The following is an 18,186-nucleotide window of genomic DNA, read 5'->3' as shown; positions in this document are numbered from 1 at the left end:
CTGTCTCCTCGGTCGGTTGAGCGCTACGGCTTGCCGGTCCTGATCAGATTGCGGTACATCTCCAGGACCCGTCGTCTCCCGTTCGACAGGTTGCGGTTGACGGGCATGTAGAGCGAGGAATATTGCATCCCCGGGGAGCCCAGCTCCAGGATCAGGTCGATGTTGCGGTCGACGGATTCACGGGCGCCCAGCTCGAGCGCGGCGTAGTGCTTCATGACCGGGAAGACCATGTCGTAGGCGTAGAGGAAGCGGCTGTAGACGAAGTCCCAGGCCTTTTCACGGTCGTTGTGGTGAAGCTCGCAGTACTTCTTGAACTCTCCCGGGAGAGCGTTGTCGAAGGGCATGCAGCGCACGGCGCAGTAGAACGCCGTGGTGTGGGACACCATGCCGGGCAGGTACTGGATCTCCTTGGGCGGCGTGGGCGGCTGCTCGTGCTCGTAGTAGGGGAAGAAGACGATGGTGGGAATGCCCGGCAGCTTTCCCTCGCCGGTCACCGGCCGGAAGCTGATCTCGGCCTTCCCGTTCACCACGGGGACGGTCTCCTCGAGGATGCGCAGAGTGCGTTCGTCGTCGGACTCCGGCACGCTCCAGTGCAGGGCGCAGGCCTGGGGCGGCCGCGGCACCTGAAGATATTCCTGCACCCGCAGCCGGATCGCCGCTCCGGGGGCGGGTACTTCGCCCTTCACCCGGACGTCGATCGTGACCGTCGCCGTCTCGTCCTGCTCGACGAAGATGCCGCGGGTGTCGGTCTGGGCCGTGAGTTCCGTCTCCGCCAGCATGGTGATCTGCTGACTGTCGGGCTTGCAACGCACTGACAGAAAGCCGTTCTTGAGGTCTTCTTCGGTGACCAGGGATCCGACAGGGAAGTCGAGAATCCCCGCGGTACTCTCGTAGGCGGAACGCTCGTATTGCAGGGGCTTGATCTCGGCCAGCACCGTGGGCGGGAGCTGTCGTTCGCGGTGCTCGAGGACGAGCTCCAGCGTGCCGAACGCGCTCTCCTTCTCGCCCGTCGCTCCGCGCTCGGGAACGGTCATCCCCATGTCCAGGCTGACGTAAAGGTCACCGTTCCCCGCCTTGTTGACCTCGGCTGCCGCGGGACCGAACCACGCGTCCCGGGTCGGGTTCTTGGTGTCCTTCGGCACCTTGATCTTCAATGGGTTCCTCGGTGTGAGGAAACGTCCCCCGGGCGCCGTCGCGAGCTCTTTCCCGTGCCACAGACCGATCGACCCCACGATTCTCGACACACAGGGATTGCGCCGGGGCGGGCTTCCCGCTTCGGCGTCCTCCTCCCAGAGTTTCAGCAGCTTTTTGTACCGCTCCTTCACACTTGTCGAACCGGAGAACTCGGCGGCGGGGAAGTATGTGGTCAGGTAGGCGCTGAACCGCATCATGATGCCTCGAGCGCCCTGGCGCTTCATCTCGTCGCGCAGCTGGTTCAGGAGCGGCGAATCCTCGCGCGTGAACTGGAGCTTGTCCTTCTCGATGCCGATCTGCATGACGGCACTGCCCACCCCATCGAGGATGACGCCGCCCAGCGGGTCGATGTTCAGGTTGCGGCCGAAGTTGATCCAGCGCGAACTCATGCACGTCCCCTCGGCGATGTCGCCGAAGAGAAAGGCCTGGGGACTCGTCCGGGTGCCGATCTGCAGCCTGCGCGTGAGGAAGGTCGTGCTCCAGGTCCCGTACGGATTCGCGTCCACCATCATGCAGCTGGTGTGGTGGGCGGCTCTGGGGAATTCGCAGTCGTTCCCCTTCTCCTCCGCGAGGGAGCGATTGGCCACCGGAAAGGGATCCCCCGCCAGGTTGATGACGGCACCGACCAAGGGGTCGGCGGTCTTCTCTTCCGCCCCGTACGCGGTCTGGCCGCCGGTGACCGTCGTGTACACGGCCTTCCCGTCGGAGGTGTACTGCGGTGCCACGTGCAGCCACCAGTCGTTCGCACCGTAGAAGCCCCATTCCGCGGGAGGCTCCTCCTCCCATTCCCCGCCGGGGTTCTGGAAGGTGTGCGCCCACTTCATGAACGTCTCGCGGAAGTTCTCCCGGGTGATCGGCTTTCCGTCGACCTTCTGGGTTTTGAGGTAATCCCAGTTGAGATCGGCCGTCCGGTAATCGTAGGTCGGGAAGCGGGCGTTGTTGTTCATCGTCGCGGGATTCCACGTCGATTTCCCTCGGAAGAAGATGCGGGGGACCGACAGAACGCTCATGGCCGTCTCCTGGTGGGCTGGCTGCATGATCGCTGTACCAGCATGCCGTGGAGAACATGCAGTCCATAGACCAGATGGCCCATCCGGCAGCAGTGGGGTGCACGGCCGTCCACGTGCCCGTAGGGGCTGCGTGGAGGGCGTGAGCCGATCCGCGACATGTGGGCTCCGAACTCTCTTGTGATGAAAGGGGAGTTGGTCGCCGTGTCGACGTTGAGTTCGAATACGGGGCGGGCTTGACATTTTCGCGGCGCGATTCTCAAAATGGCATCCGGGTACGTTGAAACCAACTCCGACGACGCCACAAGAAGAGAATTCCGTGGAGAACGTTGTACGCGTCTCCCTTGTCTCGATGCCGTGGAACAGCGTGACACGCCCGTCGATTCAGGTGGGAACCCTGCGTTCGGTCGCCGAGGCCGAGGGCTGGAATGTCGATCCGCACTATGCCTACGTGAATTTCTATGCCCTCGGGCAGAAAATGCTCGCCTTGCGCCCGGAAGAATGGGCGGACGCCTATGAGCTGGTCTCCGAGAAGCTCTATCACCTGTCCGCCGGGGACTGGATATTCACGCAGCGGCACGGAAGTGCCGAGGCCCGCGACGAGTACTTCGCCCTGCTGCGCGCCAAGCGCGTCGACGAGGCGGCCATCGCCGTGCTCGACCCGTTGCGGGAGGTGGCCGAGCGGCACGTGACCGAGACGGCGGCGGCCCTGCTGCGTGCCGAGCCCGACGTCATCGGGTTCACCACGATGTTCAGTCAGAACGGTCCGACGCTGGCGGTGGCGGAGCGGCTGCGGGCGGAGGGGTTCGCGGGGACGATCGTGCTGGGCGGCAGCAACTGCGAAGGGCCCATGGGGCGGGCGCTGTTAGCCAACTTCCCGGCGATCGACGCCGTGGTGGACGGGCCCGGGGAGGAAGCTTTCGTCGCCCTGCTGCGACAGGCCGCGAACGGGCAGCCGATCACCTCGATGGGCAGGCTGACAGCCCGGCGGGAGGCGACGGCAGGCACCGAGCAGGCGCCCGACGGGACCTGGCTCGAGGTCCCCGCTCCCAACTACGACGGATTCTTCGAGCAGTTGAGGACAGCGGGCCTCGAGGAGATGGTGCCGAAGATATCCCTGCCCGTGGAGTTCTCGCGCGGCTGCTGGTGGGGCCAGAAGACTCACTGCACCTTCTGCGGCCTCAACGGGGCCACCATGCGCTACCGCAGCAAGTCCCCCGAGACGGTCGCCGACGACCTGCGCCGGCTCATGGACCGCTACGGCGTCCTGGACTTCTTCGCCGTCGACAACATCCTCGACATGGGCTATCTCGAGACCGCCCTGCCCCTGCTCGAACGGCTCGGCACCGACCACTCCCTGTTCTTCGAGGTCAAGGCGAACATGGAATGGGCCGACATCCGCCGTATGCGCCGCGCGGGCGTCCGCTCCGTCCAGCCCGGCATCGAAAGCCTCAGCACCGAGGGCCTGCGGTACCTCAAGAAAGGCACCACCGCCTACCAGAACGTACGCTTCCTGCTCGGCTGCGCCGAGTTCGGCGTGCAGGCCAACTGGAACATCCTCACCGGCTACCCGGGCGAGACACCGGCCTCCATCACCGCGCAGAGCGAACTCGTCGCCTCCCTCTCTCACTTGAGGCCCCCGCATATCACCCTCGTGCGCTTCGACCGGTTCAGCCCCTACGTGGAATCGCCGACCGCCTTCGGACTCGCCCTGTCCCGGCCCTTCCCCGGCTACCGCCACGCCTATCCGGGCCTGTCCCACGAGGACTTGTGGGGCATCGCCTACCACTTCGAGGGCAGCTTCACCGACGACGGCCGCAACACCGAACTGCGCCGCCGCCTCGCCGCGCGGGTGCGGCTGTGGCGCGCCCATCACTCCACCGCCCGCTTCACCTACCGGCTGGGCTTCGAGCGCGTGACCCTGCACGACCACCGTCCCGGACTGCCCGAACGGCACGCCGTCCTCGGCGGCGACGAGGCCAGGCTCTTCCGCGCGTGCATCGGCGGAACCAGGTTCCGCGACCTCGAGGACCGGGCCCACGAAACCCTCGAGGAGTGGCGGCGGCGCCGGTGGGTGCTCGTCGAGGGCACGAAGGTCATCGCCCTCGCCGTCCGGGAGCAGCCCTCGGCCCACCGCTCCCCGCCAGCGCCCGACACGGCCCGGCGGCCCCGGGCCCGTCTGCCGGGCGTCCTCCTCGACGCCGCCGACCTCGACCACCTGTGGAACCTGCGGCTCACGGCCGCGGGAATCGGCACGACCGCATGGCCGCGCGGCGCACTCGACGCGGTGCTGCCCGGCATCCGACGCGAGAGGGAGGTCACCGGTGCAGGCTGACGAACAGCTCGACGAGGCACGGGCCGTCGACTTCGACTACTTCAACGCCCCCGCGGAATACCGTCGGGCAGCCGCCGAACATGCCCGCGAAGGGGTGTTCCGCAGCGAACACGGCGGCGGCTTCTGGGTGTTCACCACCTACGCCCTCATCTGCCGGGCCTTCCGCAACGAGGACGACTTCACCGTCGGCCGCGTCAGCGCCGCCGAAGGAGCCGACGAGGAACGGTGGATCCCGCTGACCGTCGAGGGCCCCGAACACACCGAGTGGCGACGCCTGCTCGCCGCATGGTTCACCCCGCAGCGCGTGCGCGCGATGACACCGTGGATCCGCCAGAACGCCCGGCGCAGGATCGGGAAGCTCCAGGCATGCGGCGAAGTGTCCTTCTCCGAGGACTTCGCCCGCCCGTATGTGCTGGAGAACCTGATGGCGGCCGTCGGCTGGCCCGCAGAGGACCACGAACGCCTGCTGCAGATCGACCTCGCGCTGCTCTCCGCACGCGCCGAACCCGACCCGCGCGAGGCGTTCCTCTCCGACCTCGGCCTGCCCGCGTTGGAAGCCTGCGCGCGCAGGCTCGTCGAGCGCCGCCGCGCCGAACCGGCCGACGACCTCACCACCGCGACACTCGGCTGGGAGGTCGGCGGCGCACCGGTCACCGACGAGGACCGGACGTCCCTGCTGTGCACGCTCTTCCTCGCCGGGATCGACTCGACCGTCAACCACCTGGCCAACGCCGTGCAGCACCTCGCCTGCCACCCGGACGACCGGCGCCGCTTCCGCACCGACGAGGGCGTCCGCCCGACGGCGGTCGAGGAGTTCCTCCGCGCGTTCTCGTGCATGTACCCGGGACGGATGACGGCACAGGAAGTCGCCTGCCCGGCCGTCGGCCGCGGCGAGACCGTGCTGCTGCCGCTCGCCCTCGCCAACCACGACCCCGACGTGTTCCCCGACCCCGGACACGTCGACCTCGGCCGCTCCGGCAACCCGCACATCGCCTTCGGCACGGGCCCCCACCAGTGCCTCGGCGCGGCCCTCGCCCGCGCCCAGATCCTCACGGCCCTGGAGGAGTGGCACGCCCTGATCCCCCGGTACGCGCTGCCGCCCGACCACGACCCGTCCGCACCGCCTTTCCTGCGCAACACCTACGACCTGAGGCTCGTGTGGTGAGGCCGTCATGAGCACCAGAGGAGGGCCCGTACGACGACATCCCGTACGGCGGCACCGGCTTCGGCGTGCGCACCCTCGTCGAGACGGTCAACTACACCGTCACTGAGGTGACGGGCTTGCACAGCGGGCATCACTGGCGGTGATGCTGCGTTTGCGTCCAGCCCCGCGCTGCTGACGCGGCGGTGGGGCAGGGGCCGTTGACGGGGCCCCGCGTCGCCACAACTCCCGCGCACGGGCGCGGATGTTGCGGGAGCCGTTCCGGTCCGCGTGCGCAACGACGCCGCAGGACCGGCACGCGAACCACGCCTGTGAGACCCGGTTCACCTTGTCGATGTGCCCGCACTCGGCGCAGGTACGGGAGGTATACGCCGGATCGACGTAGACCACCGGTACCCCCGCTCTGCGGGCCTTGTACGCAATGAACTGCCCGAGCTGGTGGAACGCCCAGGAGTGCAAGGTGGCCCGCTGGGGCTTGTGAAGCCGTACCCGCTCGCGGATGCCCGTCAGGTCTTCCAGGGCGATCCCGCGACCGGTGCGTTCCGCCTCGGCCACCACACGTTTCGCGATCTTGTGATTGATGTCCCGCACCCGCCGCGCCTCCTTGCGCCCGCGCCTTTTCAGCCCGCGCCTGGCGGACGGGGTGTTCTTCTTCTGCAGCTTGGCGCGCAGCTTGCGCTCCCGCACCCGGATGCGGTTGAGCTCACGCCCGGCCATGATCTCGCCATCGCTGGTGGTGGCAATGTTGACAATGCCCAGGTCGACGCCGAGGAAGTCCACCGGATCGGCGTTCAGCTCGGCTTCGGGCACCTCGCAGGTGGCCAGCAGGAACCACATACCGTCCCGGCAGACCAGATCGGACTCGCCCCTGCGGTACAACGCCAGCATGGCCAGCTGCCCGGGCGACGCCGTGAACGCCACATCCTTCATTCGCCCGTTGACCGTCCAGATGGACACCCGCCGCTCTGCGATCTGCCAGGACAGCATCCGGTCGTCATACGGCTGCGCCCCCTCCGGCCGAAAGACGACCGGCTTCTCCACCGCCCGGCGGTAACGCTTCGAACCCGGCCTGCCCAGGTTCCCGGCCCTCAGGTTCGCCTTGAGCGTGGTGTACGCGTCACACGTCTTCTTGATCACGTGCTGGGCCGCCTGCGCTCCCAGCCCCCACCGCGCCTTCACCGTGTCGTACGTGAGCCTGCGCAGCGCGAAGTTGTTCTTCACACTATGTTCGAAGGCGATCCGGCTGGCCCAAGTGGCAGCCTCGTTGCAGGCGCGCAGGGTTCCCTCAAGTGCCGCCGCCTGCAACGGCGTCGGCACCAGCTTCACCTGCACCACCAGCTTCACCCCAGCGACGCTACCTGCCGATCCCAGACCCCGCATTCGAACACGGGAAACTCCTCTGCCCAGTTGACGAGCCAGCCCGGCACCCCATGACGGATGCCACGCAACGCCCCGAAACCAACCGCCGGCGGATCCGGTTAGACCACGGAATCGACAGGTGCGGATGGGGAGATCATGAGCGAGGCCGAGGGACAGCCGCTGCTGTCATCCGCGGGCGGCGACGCGAAGGGGAAGGCGAGGCCGGATCCGCATCCGCGCGTAGGACGGCCCTTCCGGCTGCTGTGGACCGCCTCCACCCTGTCCACCCTGGGCGACGGCATCCGCTACGTAGCCTTCCCCCTGCTGGCCGCCAGGGTCACCAAGAACCCGGAGTCCGTCTCCCTCGTCTTCGTGGCCGGCTATCTGCCCTGGCCGCTGTTCGGCCTGGTCGGCGGCGCGGTGGCCGACCGGGTCGACCGCCGCCGGCTGATGTGGACCGTGGACCTCGGACGAGCCGCGGTGACGGGCGGCTTCGCCTTCTACCTCACCACCCGGGACGCACCGGTCGCCGCGCTCGCGGCGATCTCCTTCACCCTCGGCGTGGCCGAGACGTTCTTCGAGAACGCCGCCGGTGCCGTCATCCCGATGCTCGTCGCCAAGGACGCGCTGGAACGCGCCAACGCCTGGCTGTACTCGGCGCAGACGGTCATGGCCACACTCGTCGGCGCACCCGTGGGCGCGGCCCTGTACGCCCTGTCGCACGCCGCCCCCGTCGCCGCCGACGCGGCGAGCTTCCTCGTGGCCACCGTGCTGATCTTCGCCCTGCGCGGCAACTTCGCTGTGCGCAACGCCTCTTCCGCACGCACGACCGTGCGGCACGACATCGCCGAGGGCCTGCGCTGGCTGTGGCGCCACCAACTGCTGCGCACCCTCTGCGCGGTGGTGGCCGTCACCAACGGCACGCTCGCCGCCGCCGAGGCCGTACTGGTCCTCTACGCCCTGGAAGTCCTGCGCCTGGGCAGTCTCGGCTACGGCCTGATGCTCGTGGCGCTCGCCGGAGGCGGCGTCCTCGGCTCGGCCCTCGCCTCCCGGGCGCGGCAGCGCCTAGGGATCAGGGCCGCGCTCATCGGCTCGATGCTCGTGCAGGCGGCGGGCTTCCTCTGCACCGGGCTGACCTCGGCCGTGCCGGTCGCGGTGGGCGTGCTGGCGCTGGTCGGCGCGGGCGGCGCGGTGTGGAACGTCCTCGCCGCCTCGCTGCGTCAACGGCTCGTCCCCGCCGAGATGCTGGGCCGGGTCACCAGCAGCTACCGCACCGTCGCCCTCGCGGCGATGCCGGTCGGCGCCGGACTCGCCGGGCTCCTGGCCGAATCCTTCGGCCTGCACGCGCCCTTCCTCGTCTGCGGAGCGCTCCTCGCGCTGGCCATGGCGGGGGCCTGGCCGTGGGTGCGCAGCCCGCAACTGGCGGAGGAGTGAGGTGAACGCCGGGCGGAGAATGGCGGGGTGGCTGCTGCGCCATGCCACGGCGACGCTGGCCTGCTCGGTGCTCATCGGCCTGGTCCTGACCGCCTGGGCGGCGGACATGCGCGACCTGGGCGTCTACTACCAGGCGGCGCCGGAGGTGCTGCACGGCCGGCTCTACGACTTCCTGCTGTTCTCCCCGCACCCCAACGCACAGCCCCTGCCCTTCACTTACCCTCCCTTCGCCGCCCTGGTCTTCCTGCCACTGTCATGCCTCCCCTGGTGGCTGGCCGTCGCGGTGTGGCATTCCCTGTCGCTCGCGGCCGCCGCCCTGCTCGTCCACCGGTCCCTCGACCTGCTGCCCCCGGGCGCCGTGTCACCGGACCGGCGGCACACCGCCGCGTGGACGGCGGTGGTCCTGTGGCTCGAACCAGTGCGCCACGGGCTCGGGTTGGGGCAGATCAGCCTGATCCTGGGAGCGCTCGCCCTGGTCAGCGCCTCGCACCGGCGTGCCGCGCTGGCCGGGACGGGAGTCGGTGTGATGGCCGGCATCAAGCTCACACCGGCCGTCTGCGGGCTGTACTTCCTGTCCGTGCGGAAGTGGTCGGCCGCCGGATGGTCGGCTCTCGCGTTCGCGGGCACCGTGGCACTGGCCGGCATCGTGGCGACGAGGGATTCGACGCGGTTCTGGCTCGACGTCTTCGGCGACACCAAACGCATCGGCCCGATGGTGTCCTCGGAGAACCAGTCCCTGCGCGGATGCATCGCCCGGTTCTTCGGGCACGACACCGGCGCGGTGACCGTGTGCTGGCTGGTGGCCGGACTCGCCGCCACCGTGCTCGCCGGTACGGCCCTGCGGAGCGCGGTCCGGCGCGGCGACACCCTGGCCGCCCTGATCACCGTGCAGCTCCTCGGCCTGCTCGTCAGCCCGATCTCCTGGAGCCATCACTGGGTCTGGGCGGTACCCGCGATGATCTGGCTCGTCCACGGCCCGGCGCGCGGCAGCGCCCCCGCCAGGGTCGCGACGGCCGCCTGGGCCCTGGCCGCCGGCGGCTGGCTCGTGCCGTGGCTCCACAAAGCGGCCGACGTCCCCCTGAGCACCACGACGGGCATGCCGTGGTACCTCGCGGCGGTGGGCTGCGTCTACCCGCTGTGCGCCGTGCTCACGCTCGCGGCCATCGCGTCCGGCGCGGTCAGCCGGCGCGCCGCACCGGCAGCGTACGCGTCGTCGCCGCTTCCCTGGCCGCTCGCGGGACGCTCACGGTGAGGACGCCGTCGCGGTACGCGGCCGTAGGGCCCTCGTCCGGGACCGGGAAGGGCAACCGGACGGACCGCTCGAACGAGCCGTAGCGGAACTCCGAATGCCGTTTGTCCTCCTTGGCCTCCGCGCGCTCGGCACGGACGGTGAGCGTGTCGCCCTCGACCGTGATCTCGATGTCCTTCTCCGGGTCCACGCCGGGCAGCTCGGCACGCAGCACGTACTGCCCGCCACTCTCCGTCACCTCGATGGGGATGACGTGGCTGTCCCGGGGGCTCCAGGCCACCGGCACATTGGGAAATCCCGCGCCGAGCCATTCCATCAGCTCCGGCAGCCCCGACCGGTGCCTGGACGGCTGTGAACCTGCCATGACGGGCCTCCTTTCCGGGAAGTTCTCTTTCATTGTCCTAGCATGAGGAACGATTCCGCAGGACACGACGATGCAGGGGAGTGGGGCCATGAGCAGCAACCCGTTCGACGACGAGGACGGCCGTTTCTATGTCCTGGTGAACGACGAGGAACAGCATTCCCTGTGGCCGTCGTTCGCCGAAATTCCCGCCGGCTGGCGGGTCGTGTTCGGCGAGGACACACGGCAGGCGTGCGTCGATCACGTCGAGCAGAACTGGACGGACATGCGGCCCAAGAGCCTGCGCGAGGCCATGGCCGCGGACTGAGTGCGAAAAGGGGCGGGTCGCGATGCCGACGACGGCATCGCAACCCGCCCCTTTTCATTGGGAGGGGCCCTTGCGAGGGGGGCGTCAGACAGCTACGGTCTGCCGCTGTTCCGCACGCCGCCGGACGAGGGAATCGGCGATCTCGCCGCTGCGCACCGCGATGTTCGACAACAGGGACGAGGACAGTCCGTGCGAGTGCTCGGTGCCGCCCTGGAGGTAGATGCCACAGGGCAGTTCGGCAGTCGTCATCAGCCGGTAGTCGCGCGTCACCCGGTACCGGCCGGCCTCGTCGCGCAGGCAGAAACGGTCGAGATCGCCGAGAAGGGCGGCCGGCTCCATGGTGTTGTAACCGGTGGCGAAGACCAGGGCGTCCACGTCGAGTTCCCGCGCCGCGCCGTCGAGCAGCGAATGCAGTGACACACAGGTGTCGTCCCCGGCCCGCTTGACGTCGCTCACCCGGGTCAGGTTGATGAAGTGCAGGCGTTTGACGCCCCGCACCTCCTCGTCGTAGGAGCGCTGGTACAGGGCCCTGATGACCTCGTCGTCGACCACCGAATAGTTGGTGTTCCTGTGGTACTGCCAGAACGCCTCGCGCGTCTGGTCCGTTCCGAAGTAGTAGTCGTCCACGGCGCCCGGATCGAATACCTGGTTGGCGAAGGGGGTGTCGTCCGCGACGGAATAGCCGTAGGACGGGATGACCGCGAAGACCTGGGCGTGCGGCAGCGCGTCGTACAGGAACCGCGTCACCTCGGCGGCGCTCTGCCCAGCGCCGACCACCGCCACGTTCTTCAGGGTGCGGGTGTCCATCGTGCGGTACTTCTCGAGGAACTCCGAGCTGTGCCACACCCGTTCGTCGCGGAGCACCCCGTCGGGCATGCGCGGGACCAGCCCCGTGGAGATGGCCACGTTGCGCGTCCTGACCCGCCGGGAGGCGCCGCCGTGCGCTTCGGAGACCTCGAGCTCCAGATGGCCGGCGTCCTTCGGCAGCCGGATCGCCGTGACCTCGCGGCCGTAGGCGACGCGGTCGGTGAAGCTCGCCTGCGCCCATTCCAGATACTGGTGGAACTCCTGGCGGGTCGGAAAGAAATCCTGATTGTTGACGAACTGTGCCAGACGGCCCGAGGCGTGCAGATACGACACGAAGCTGAAGCGCGACACCGGATTACGGAACGTGGCCAGGTCCTTCAGGAAGGAGACCTGCATGGTCGCCGACGGCAGGAGCATGCTGCGGTGCCACCCGAACGAGGGCTGGCGCTCGAGGAATACGGCCCTGACCGGATCCTGCGGCGCCTTCGCCCCGTGCTCCTCCAGGGCTATCGCGAGCGACAGATTGGACGGGCCGAAACCGATGCCCACCACGTCGTGGATCCCGTGTTCACACATGTCCATAGAAAACGCTCCTGCTGGCGTGGGGGCGCGAGAATTCCGGCCGCGAAGTCCGGCGGAAACACATTCGGTATTGCTCCGGAGAGGATCGCAGCATCAACGTAGAGGGGGCGGGCGAACCTTTCAAGAGGTTCTGTGCGCTCACAGCTTGTCCTGTCGGCAGGACGGCTGATTGCAACCGTATCCTCAACCAGGTCACCGGAGGAGTGAGTTCTGTATGTTCGTTCCCCATCACTATCGGGAGCCCGACAGTTCCTGGACCGCCGATCTGATCCGCCGTAATCCACTGGCCCTGCTGGTGCTCAACGGCACCGGTGGAGCGGGCCCGTTCGCCACGCATCTGCCGGTGATTCCCGATCCGCGGATGACAGGCGAATGGAGCGACGACCTTTCGGGCGTCACATTGCTGGGGCACATGAACAGGGCCAATCCCCACTGGGCCGCACTGGAGGACGGCAGTGTCGTGCTGCTGGTCTTCACCGGGCCGCACGGCTATGTCTCGCCGACGGTCTACGAGACGACACCGGCCGCCCCGACATGGAACTTCACCGCCGTCCATGTACACGGGACGGTGGAGAGGATCGACTCGCTCGAGGAGACCCTGGAGGTGGTGCGGTCCACCGTCCGGGCCTTCGAGAAGGATTTCGGCACGGACTGGGACATGACCGAATCGCTGGACTACTTCCGTGACATCGTGCCCGGTGTGGGCGCGTTCCGCGTGAGGGTGTCCGGTGCCGAAGGCATGTTCAAGCTCAGCCAGGAGCAGCCGGCGGAGGTACGGGACCGGGTGGTGCGGTCGTTCTCCGGGCGGGCCTGCAGCCGCCACCGCCGGACCGCCGAGCTCATGGAGCGGCTGCCCTGACAGGCGGAAGCAGGGCCGGGGCTCCAAAGGCCCGGCCCTGCCGCAGAATCACCACCGATCAGCACCGCGGGATCAGGCACCCACCCGGGCCTCTTCCCGAACCTCCTCCAGGGCCCGTTCGGCCGCGTCGTCGAGTGCCGCGAGGACCCACTGCTCGAAGTCGATCCCCGATTGCTGAGCGGCTTTGTGCCACCAGTGGATGCGATTTCCCGGCAACGCGAGCCGGTGCGTCGCCTCGGTCTGCCGCCCGCCCGGGGGCACGTCCTCACGGGCGTCGCGCAGGGCGTTGCGGAGTTGTTTTGTGGTCCACTTCATCTGCTCGGTGCGGTCCAGCCACAGTTCCTGTTCGGCAACGGGAAGGGACGCCAGCTCGGCATGGTGCTGGAAACTCAGCGTCGGCCGGCGCCGGTTGAACTCGAACCGCCGTGAGACCCAGGCGTAGTTCCGAAGGGTCTGATAGCGTAATCCCGCGGCGCGTATTCCCCGTTCGTACAGGTCCGTATAGTGGTCCTTCCCGTAGACGAGCCAGTCGCCGAGCCACCACGAAGAGGAATCCACAATTCCGGAGAGCTGCCGGCCGGCCCGCTCCCAGTCCTCGAAGGTCATGCCCACGGGCATCTGCAGACCGACCTTGGTGGTGAGCACCTGGCCATGGTGCGGTCCGTCAACGCTTCTTCGCCGCCTGACCGCAGTCTCCGGGTGGGGACGGAGCTGTGGAGCCCGCGCACTGTCGGGCTTTCCGGTGTGGTTCATCGCCATGCCTCCGTGTGAATGCATGCTTGAACGGGCGGATTCCGGTGCGGAGTCATCCGCAGGGGAGTCCGGCGGTAAGCCATCTTCGGCCGACCCCTGCCGGGGTGGCCGGCGGCTTGCTGCCCGGAGGCATACACCCGTACGGCGCGACCATTGGCGTCACGTAGAAGGACTCAACTTCTGTGCGCACGAATACGCGCATCTACCACGTGCCCCCGTTCACCTCTATCGCAGTTCCCCTGAAGCGCGCTGCGGTGCGCCTGTCCGGCGCCGAAGATCGTTCTTCGCAGCAAGTGGCGTTCCCTCAGGGCCGGTTCGAGTAGATCCCAGTGTCGGCTGGAAATCAAGGAAACGGTCACCGATGCTGCGAAGTTCGAGCAGTCGCGGAACGTGCCACCGGGATGGGCCGTAGCCTACCTTCCCACTTCTGTCACAGACGGAAAACGTTCGGCCAACTATGTGCGCGCGGACCGGTGGTGCCACGATGGCGTCACGGTGGCGCACAATTAGTCAACTCGGTTGCAAAAACGCGGAGTTGTCCCGTCGACAAGACTCCTGAAAGGGAAACGAGATGTCGCAGGCAAACACTTACCTCATGTGCCGGCCGACCTACTTCGATGTCACCTACTCGATCAATCCGTGGATGGACCCCGGCCGTCCCACCTCGGCGGACACCGGGCTCGCCCAGTGGAAGAGCCTGCACGACACGTTCGTGGAGCTGGGGCACGACGTGGTGCTGATCGAGCCGGTGCCGGGGCTGCCCGACATGGTGTTCGCGGCCAACGGCGCGACCGTCGTGGACGGCAAGGTGCTCGTCGCGCGGTTCCGTCACCCGCAGCGTGCCGACGAGTCCGCGGCGTACGCCGAGTGGTTCCGTGCCAACGGCTGGTCCGAGGTGCGGCAGGCCGCGTATGTGAACGAGGGCGAGGGCGACTTCCTGTACACGGGGGATGTCCTGCTCGCCGGCTGCGGCTTCCGCAGCGACGTCCGGGGGCACGACGAGGCGCGTGAGTTCTTCGGCGTGCCCGTGGTGGGCCTGACGCTCGTCGACCCGCGGTTCTACCACCTGGACACGGCCCTTTCGGTGCTCGCGCCCGGTGAAGTCATGTACTACCCGGCGGCGTTCGACGCCGCCGGGCGGGGCGTCCTGGCCGAACGCTTCCCCGACGCGATCCTGGCCGACGAGGCCGACGCCGCAGCGTTCGGGCTCAACGCCCTGTCGGACGGCCGGCACGTGGTGCTGCCGCGGCAGGCCACCGGGCTCGCCGCGCAGCTGCGCGACCGCGGTTACATACCCGTCGGCGTCGACATGACGGAACTGCTCAAGGCCGGTGGCAGCGCGAAGTGCTGCACGCTCGAACTGCGTCCAAGGCGTCGCTGAGGTCAGCGTTGCAGCCATCGTGACGTCATGTGAAGTGCCCTGCTGAGCAGGGCACTTCACTGTTTTGCGAGTATATGGACCCAGCGATGGCAGCGGAGTTGAGTCATCGGCGCCTTGTCATGGCGCCACATGTTTGCCACCATGGCGCCATGGACCTGACGCCCTACGTCGACAACCTCCGCCACGAGTTCCTGGTCGCGGCGGAGGCGCGCGGCAAAGACGCCCTCGAGGTCGTGGAGGGCCTCGCCGCGGCGCTCGACTCGTCGGTCCGGCTCACCCTGCTCAGCGCGCTGTCGGAAGCCGCGGAGGAAATCAGCGACGATCTCGCCCCCGGGTCGGTCGACGTACGCCTGCGCAGGCTCAACCCGAGCTTCGTGGTGACGCAGCCGCCCCCCTCCCGGGAGCGGCCCGGCGACGAGACGGCGGCCACGGAGCCGGATCCGCTGCCGGACGACGACGAGGGCGCACCCGCCCGGATCAGCTTCCGCCCCTCCGAGAAGCTCAAGTCGCGGGTCGAGGAGGAGGCGAGCCGTGAAGGGCTCTCGGTCAACGCCTGGCTCGTACGCACCGTCACCGCCGCACTCCAGGCGGATGCCCGGCGTGTCGACCGGCGCGACGGCAGCGGGGGAAGCCGGCGCTACAGCGGCTGGGTGCGGTAGCGGAATCCGGGCAAGAGGCAAGGGAAGGACCGGCATTGGCCAGTTTCGACACCCCCGGACCGATCGCCGTGGTAGTCGATCTCCCCGTCGGCAACGTGACGTTCGTGGCGAGCGATCGCACTGACACCGTCGTCTCGGTCCGCCCGGCCGACAGCTCCCGCGCCAGTGACGTCGAGGCCGCCGGGCACGTGCGGGTCGACCTCGCGCGGGGCAGGCTGACGGTCAAGGCGCCGGCCCGACTGCCGCGCCGCACCGTGGCGTTACGCACCGGCGGCGCGGTGGAGGTGACGATCGAACTGCCCGAGGGATCGCGGGTGCGCGGCGGCTCGGCGTGGGCGGCGTTCCACTCCGAGGGCCGGCTCGGAGCGTGCCGGCTCGAGAGCGTGCAGAGCGACATCAGGCTGGACCAGACCGGTCCGCTGCACCTGAACGCGGTCTGCGGGGACATCTCCGTGGCCCGGATGACGGGCCACGGAGAGATCGTCAACCAGTCGGGCCGGGTACGCATCGGGGAGATCGACGGCACGGCCGTCATCAGGAACGACCACGGCGACAACGTCATAGGAGAAGTCACCGGAACCCTCCGGATGACCGGTATCAGCGGCGACATCGACATCGGCCGCGCCCGTGGCCGGATCGAGGCCACGACCGCGCGCGGCAGCATCCGGATCGGCGACGTCATGCGCGGACTGCTGCGCCTCACGGCCGCGTCGGGCGAGATCGAGGTCGGCATCCGCTCGGGCGTCGCGGCGAGGTGCGACGTGAGCACGGTCTCCGGCCGCGTGCACAACTCGCTGGAGACCTTCGACGGTCCCGCGCGCACCGACAGGACCGTCGACCTGCGGGCCCACACCTTCGACGGCGACGTCGTGATCCGCCGGTCCTGGTGACCCGGCCCGCACCCCACGAGTGGCAGGAACAGGAAGGAGAGGAAAGAACCGTGACAACGAGCGAGGAGGTCGTGCTCGACGTCGAGGGCCTGCGCATGCGCTACGGCTCCACCGACGTTCTGCACGACGTGACCTTCCAGGTACGGCAGGGGGAGGTGATGTGCCTGCTCGGCCCCAACGGCGCCGGAAAGACCACCACCATCGAGATCGCGGAGGGCTTCCGGATGCGGTCGGCCGGGCGGGTCGAGGTGCTCGGCACCGACCCCGCCCACGCCGACGAGCGGTGGCGGGCACGGGTGGGCGTCGTCCTCCAGTCGTGGCGCGACCACGGCCGCTGGCGGGTGCGCGAACTGCTCGCGCACCTGGGCACCTACTACTCCTGCTACTCCACCGCACAGGTCAAAAGGCCCTGGGACCCGGACGACCTCGTCGCCGCGGTCGGCCTGACCGAGCACGCCGACAAGAAGATCAGGACGCTGTCCGGCGGCCAGCGCCGCCGCCTGGACGTGGCGGTCGGCATCACGGGCCGCCCCGAGCTGTTATTCCTCGACGAGCCCACCGCGGGCCTCGACCCCGTGGCACGCCACGAGTTCCACGACCTCGTCGACCGGCTCGCCAGCGTCTACGAGACCACGATCCTGCTCACCACCCACGATCTGCAGGAAGCCGAGAAGCTCGCGGACCGCATCATGATCCTCGACGGCGGACGCATCATCGGCTGCGGCACCGCGAAGGAGCTCGCCGAGCGGATGGCGGGCGAGGACTCGGTGCGCTGGTCCCAACGCGGCGAGCAGTACGAGCAGTCCACGCCCGACGGCACCAAGTTCGTCCGGGAACTGTTCCGGCAGTACGGCGACGAGGTTGCCGACCTCGAGGTCCGCCGGACCTCCCTCGAGGACACCTATCTCTCCATGGTGCGGCAGGCCGAATCCCGCCGGCCCCAGGCCGAAGCGGCCGGTACGCCGGAAGGGGCGGCCCGATGAACCCGACCACGACGGCGCTGCGCGCGGGGTGGACCCGGGGCGCGATCGAACTCAGGCAGTCGGTCACCAATGCCGCGGACATTTTCAACCACCTCTTCTGGCCCGTGCTGATGCTGGTCGTCACCTACTTCATGCGGGATGTCGACTTCAAGGGCAGCGGGTTCCAGCTGGGTACCCTCGTGCTCCCGAGCATCCTCGGCATGAACGCCTCGATGGCCATGGTCACCATGAGCCAGCACCTCACCGCCGACCGCGAGGACGGCACCCTGCTGAGGGCGAAGGCGACGCCGAACGGGATGGTGGGCTACCTCACCGGCAAGATCCTCTTCGTCTCCGGCGGTCTGGTGATCGACCTCGCGATCTTCCTGATCCCCGGCCTGCTCATCATCTCCGGGCTGTCGGTGGGCAACGCGCGGGCCTGGGTGACCGTGGTGTGGGTCCTGGCACTGGGCCTGCTGGCGACGCTGCCCATCGGAGCGGTGCTGGGCTCGGTGTTCACGAACGCACGCAGCCAGGGCCTGCTCATGCTGCCGATCCTCGCCATGATCGCGATCTCCGGCGTGTTCTACCCGGTCACCTCCATGCCCGACTGGGTGCAGTGGATCGCCCAGGTGTTCCCGGTCTACTGGCTCGGACTCGGCATGCGATCCGCCCTGTTGCCGGACAGCGCCGCCACCGTCGAGATCAGCGAGTCGTGGCGGCACTGGGAGACCGTGGGCGTCCTGGGCGCCTGGGCCGTGCTCGGCCTCGTGCTCGCCCCCGTCGTCCTGCGCCGGATGGCGCGCCGCGAGTCGGGGTCGAGCGTGGCCGAGCGCAGGGAGAAGGCGCTGCAGCGCGTCGGCTGAACTCCCGCCCCCCCCCGTA

General features: G+C 68.6%; 16 protein-coding genes. 11 read left to right on the top strand and 5 right to left on the bottom strand.

Going from position 1 to position 18,186, the window contains the following annotated elements; all coding sequences use genetic code 11:
• Positions 1-23: 23 nt before the first annotated feature.
• Positions 24-2,204 carry a hypothetical protein gene (locus ACV530_RS03525; protein ID WP_494330717.1) on the bottom strand — a complete coding sequence of 727 codons (2,181 nt, stop codon included), beginning with the start codon at positions 2,202-2,204 and terminating at the stop codon, positions 24-26.
• A 316-nt stretch (positions 2,205-2,520) separates the two neighbouring features.
• Between ACV530_RS03525 and ACV530_RS03520 the strand changes: the two genes are divergently transcribed.
• Positions 2,521-4,536, top strand: a complete 2,016-nt coding sequence (locus ACV530_RS03520; protein WP_494330716.1) for a RiPP maturation radical SAM C-methyltransferase — start codon at positions 2,521-2,523, stop codon at positions 4,534-4,536.
• Positions 4,526-5,701: a cytochrome P450 gene (locus ACV530_RS03515; RefSeq protein ID WP_494330715.1), complete on the top strand. Its 1,176-nt coding sequence runs from the start codon at positions 4,526-4,528 to the stop codon at positions 5,699-5,701. Before ACV530_RS03520 ends, ACV530_RS03515 begins: the two co-directional genes overlap by 11 nt.
• Positions 5,702-5,800: 99 nt before the next feature.
• Here ACV530_RS03515 and ACV530_RS03510 read toward each other — a convergent pair whose 3' ends face one another.
• The gene (locus tag ACV530_RS03510) at positions 5,801-7,042 is read right to left on the bottom strand and encodes an RNA-guided endonuclease InsQ/TnpB family protein (RefSeq protein WP_494330714.1); all 1,242 of its coding nucleotides are present in this window, start codon (positions 7,040-7,042) and stop codon (positions 5,801-5,803) included.
• A gap of 171 nt (positions 7,043-7,213) precedes the next feature.
• Here ACV530_RS03510 and ACV530_RS03505 point away from each other — a divergent pair, with 171 nt between their 5' ends.
• Together ACV530_RS03505 and ACV530_RS03500 are read left to right on the top strand one after the other, a co-directional pair.
• Positions 7,214-8,491: an MFS transporter gene (locus ACV530_RS03505; RefSeq protein WP_494330713.1), complete on the top strand. Its 1,278-nt coding sequence runs from the start codon at positions 7,214-7,216 to the stop codon at positions 8,489-8,491.
• A gap of 1 nt (position 8,492) precedes the next feature.
• Positions 8,493-9,743, top strand: coding sequence for a glycosyltransferase 87 family protein (locus ACV530_RS03500; protein WP_494330712.1), 1,251 nt, complete (start codon positions 8,493-8,495; stop codon positions 9,741-9,743).
• Here ACV530_RS03500 and ACV530_RS03495 read toward each other — a convergent pair.
• Positions 9,670-10,104: an Hsp20/alpha crystallin family protein gene (locus ACV530_RS03495; protein ID WP_494330711.1), complete on the bottom strand. Its 435-nt coding sequence runs from the start codon at positions 10,102-10,104 to the stop codon at positions 9,670-9,672. The genes ACV530_RS03500 and ACV530_RS03495 overlap by 74 nt on opposite strands.
• 88 nt (positions 10,105-10,192) lie before the next feature.
• Here ACV530_RS03495 and ACV530_RS03490 point away from each other — a divergent pair, with 88 nt between their 5' ends.
• Entirely contained in the window at positions 10,193-10,408 is a 216-nt protein-coding gene (locus ACV530_RS03490; protein ID WP_494330710.1) for an MbtH family protein, read from the top strand.
• An 84-nt stretch (positions 10,409-10,492) separates the two neighbouring features.
• Here the strand turns inward: ACV530_RS03490 and ACV530_RS03485 are convergent, their stop codons facing one another.
• Positions 10,493-11,797 carry a lysine N(6)-hydroxylase/L-ornithine N(5)-oxygenase family protein gene (locus tag ACV530_RS03485; RefSeq protein ID WP_494330709.1) on the bottom strand — a complete coding sequence of 435 codons (1,305 nt, stop codon included), beginning with the start codon at positions 11,795-11,797 and terminating at the stop codon, positions 10,493-10,495.
• A 214-nt stretch (positions 11,798-12,011) separates the two neighbouring features.
• Between ACV530_RS03485 and ACV530_RS03480 the strand changes: the two genes are divergently transcribed.
• On the top strand, positions 12,012-12,656 hold the full coding sequence (locus tag ACV530_RS03480) for an FMN-binding negative transcriptional regulator (protein WP_494330708.1): 645 nt from the start codon (positions 12,012-12,014) through the stop codon (positions 12,654-12,656).
• A 72-nt stretch (positions 12,657-12,728) separates the two neighbouring features.
• Here the strand turns inward: ACV530_RS03480 and ACV530_RS03475 are convergent, their stop codons facing one another.
• Positions 12,729-13,301, bottom strand: coding sequence for an LmbU family transcriptional regulator (locus ACV530_RS03475; protein WP_494330707.1), 573 nt, complete (start codon positions 13,299-13,301; stop codon positions 12,729-12,731).
• A gap of 679 nt (positions 13,302-13,980) precedes the next feature.
• On the opposite strand from ACV530_RS03475, the gene ddaH reads away from it, so the two are divergent.
• From ddaH to ACV530_RS03450, 5 genes are all read left to right on the top strand, one after another.
• On the top strand, positions 13,981-14,790 hold the full coding sequence (ddaH, locus tag ACV530_RS03470) for a dimethylargininase (RefSeq protein ID WP_494330706.1): 810 nt from the start codon (positions 13,981-13,983) through the stop codon (positions 14,788-14,790).
• Positions 14,791-14,939: 149 nt separating this feature from the next.
• Positions 14,940-15,449, top strand: a complete 510-nt coding sequence (locus ACV530_RS03465; protein WP_494330705.1) for a hypothetical protein — start codon at positions 14,940-14,942, stop codon at positions 15,447-15,449.
• 35 nt (positions 15,450-15,484) lie between these two features.
• Positions 15,485-16,339, top strand: a complete 855-nt coding sequence (locus tag ACV530_RS03460) for a DUF4097 family beta strand repeat-containing protein (RefSeq protein ID WP_494330704.1) — start codon at positions 15,485-15,487, stop codon at positions 16,337-16,339.
• Between the two features lie 95 nt (positions 16,340-16,434).
• On the top strand, positions 16,435-17,322 hold the full coding sequence (locus ACV530_RS03455) for an ABC transporter ATP-binding protein (RefSeq protein WP_494330827.1): 888 nt from the start codon (positions 16,435-16,437) through the stop codon (positions 17,320-17,322).
• Positions 17,319-18,167 (top strand): ABC transporter permease, encoded by an 849-nt coding sequence (locus ACV530_RS03450; protein ID WP_494330703.1) that lies wholly within the window; start codon positions 17,319-17,321, stop codon positions 18,165-18,167. Before ACV530_RS03455 ends, ACV530_RS03450 begins: the two co-directional genes overlap by 4 nt.
• The last annotated feature ends 19 nt before the right edge of the window (positions 18,168-18,186 follow it).

Source organism: Streptomyces sp. SX-6 (assembly GCF_059089585.1).
This window is presented reverse-complemented; position numbering and strand designations above follow the sequence as displayed.

Coding starts and splice junctions, on each gene's coding strand:
- ACV530_RS03465 (WP_494330705.1), top strand. CDS start 14,940: ATGGACCTGACGCCCTACGTCGACAACCTCCGCCACGAGTTCCTGGTC.
- ddaH (WP_494330706.1), top strand. CDS start 13,981: ATGTCGCAGGCAAACACTTACCTCATGTGCCGGCCGACCTACTTCGAT.
- ACV530_RS03505 (WP_494330713.1), top strand. CDS start 7,214: ATGAGCGAGGCCGAGGGACAGCCGCTGCTGTCATCCGCGGGCGGCGAC.
- ACV530_RS03485 (WP_494330709.1), bottom strand. CDS start 11,797: ATGGACATGTGTGAACACGGGATCCACGACGTGGTGGGCATCGGTTTC.
- ACV530_RS03490 (WP_494330710.1), top strand. CDS start 10,193: ATGAGCAGCAACCCGTTCGACGACGAGGACGGCCGTTTCTATGTCCTG.
- ACV530_RS03455 (WP_494330827.1), top strand. CDS start 16,435: ATGCGCTACGGCTCCACCGACGTTCTGCACGACGTGACCTTCCAGGTA.
- ACV530_RS03450 (WP_494330703.1), top strand. CDS start 17,319: ATGAACCCGACCACGACGGCGCTGCGCGCGGGGTGGACCCGGGGCGCG.
- ACV530_RS03525 (WP_494330717.1), bottom strand. CDS start 2,204: ATGAGCGTTCTGTCGGTCCCCCGCATCTTCTTCCGAGGGAAATCGACG.
- ACV530_RS03480 (WP_494330708.1), top strand. CDS start 12,012: ATGTTCGTTCCCCATCACTATCGGGAGCCCGACAGTTCCTGGACCGCC.
- ACV530_RS03495 (WP_494330711.1), bottom strand. CDS start 10,104: ATGGCAGGTTCACAGCCGTCCAGGCACCGGTCGGGGCTGCCGGAGCTG.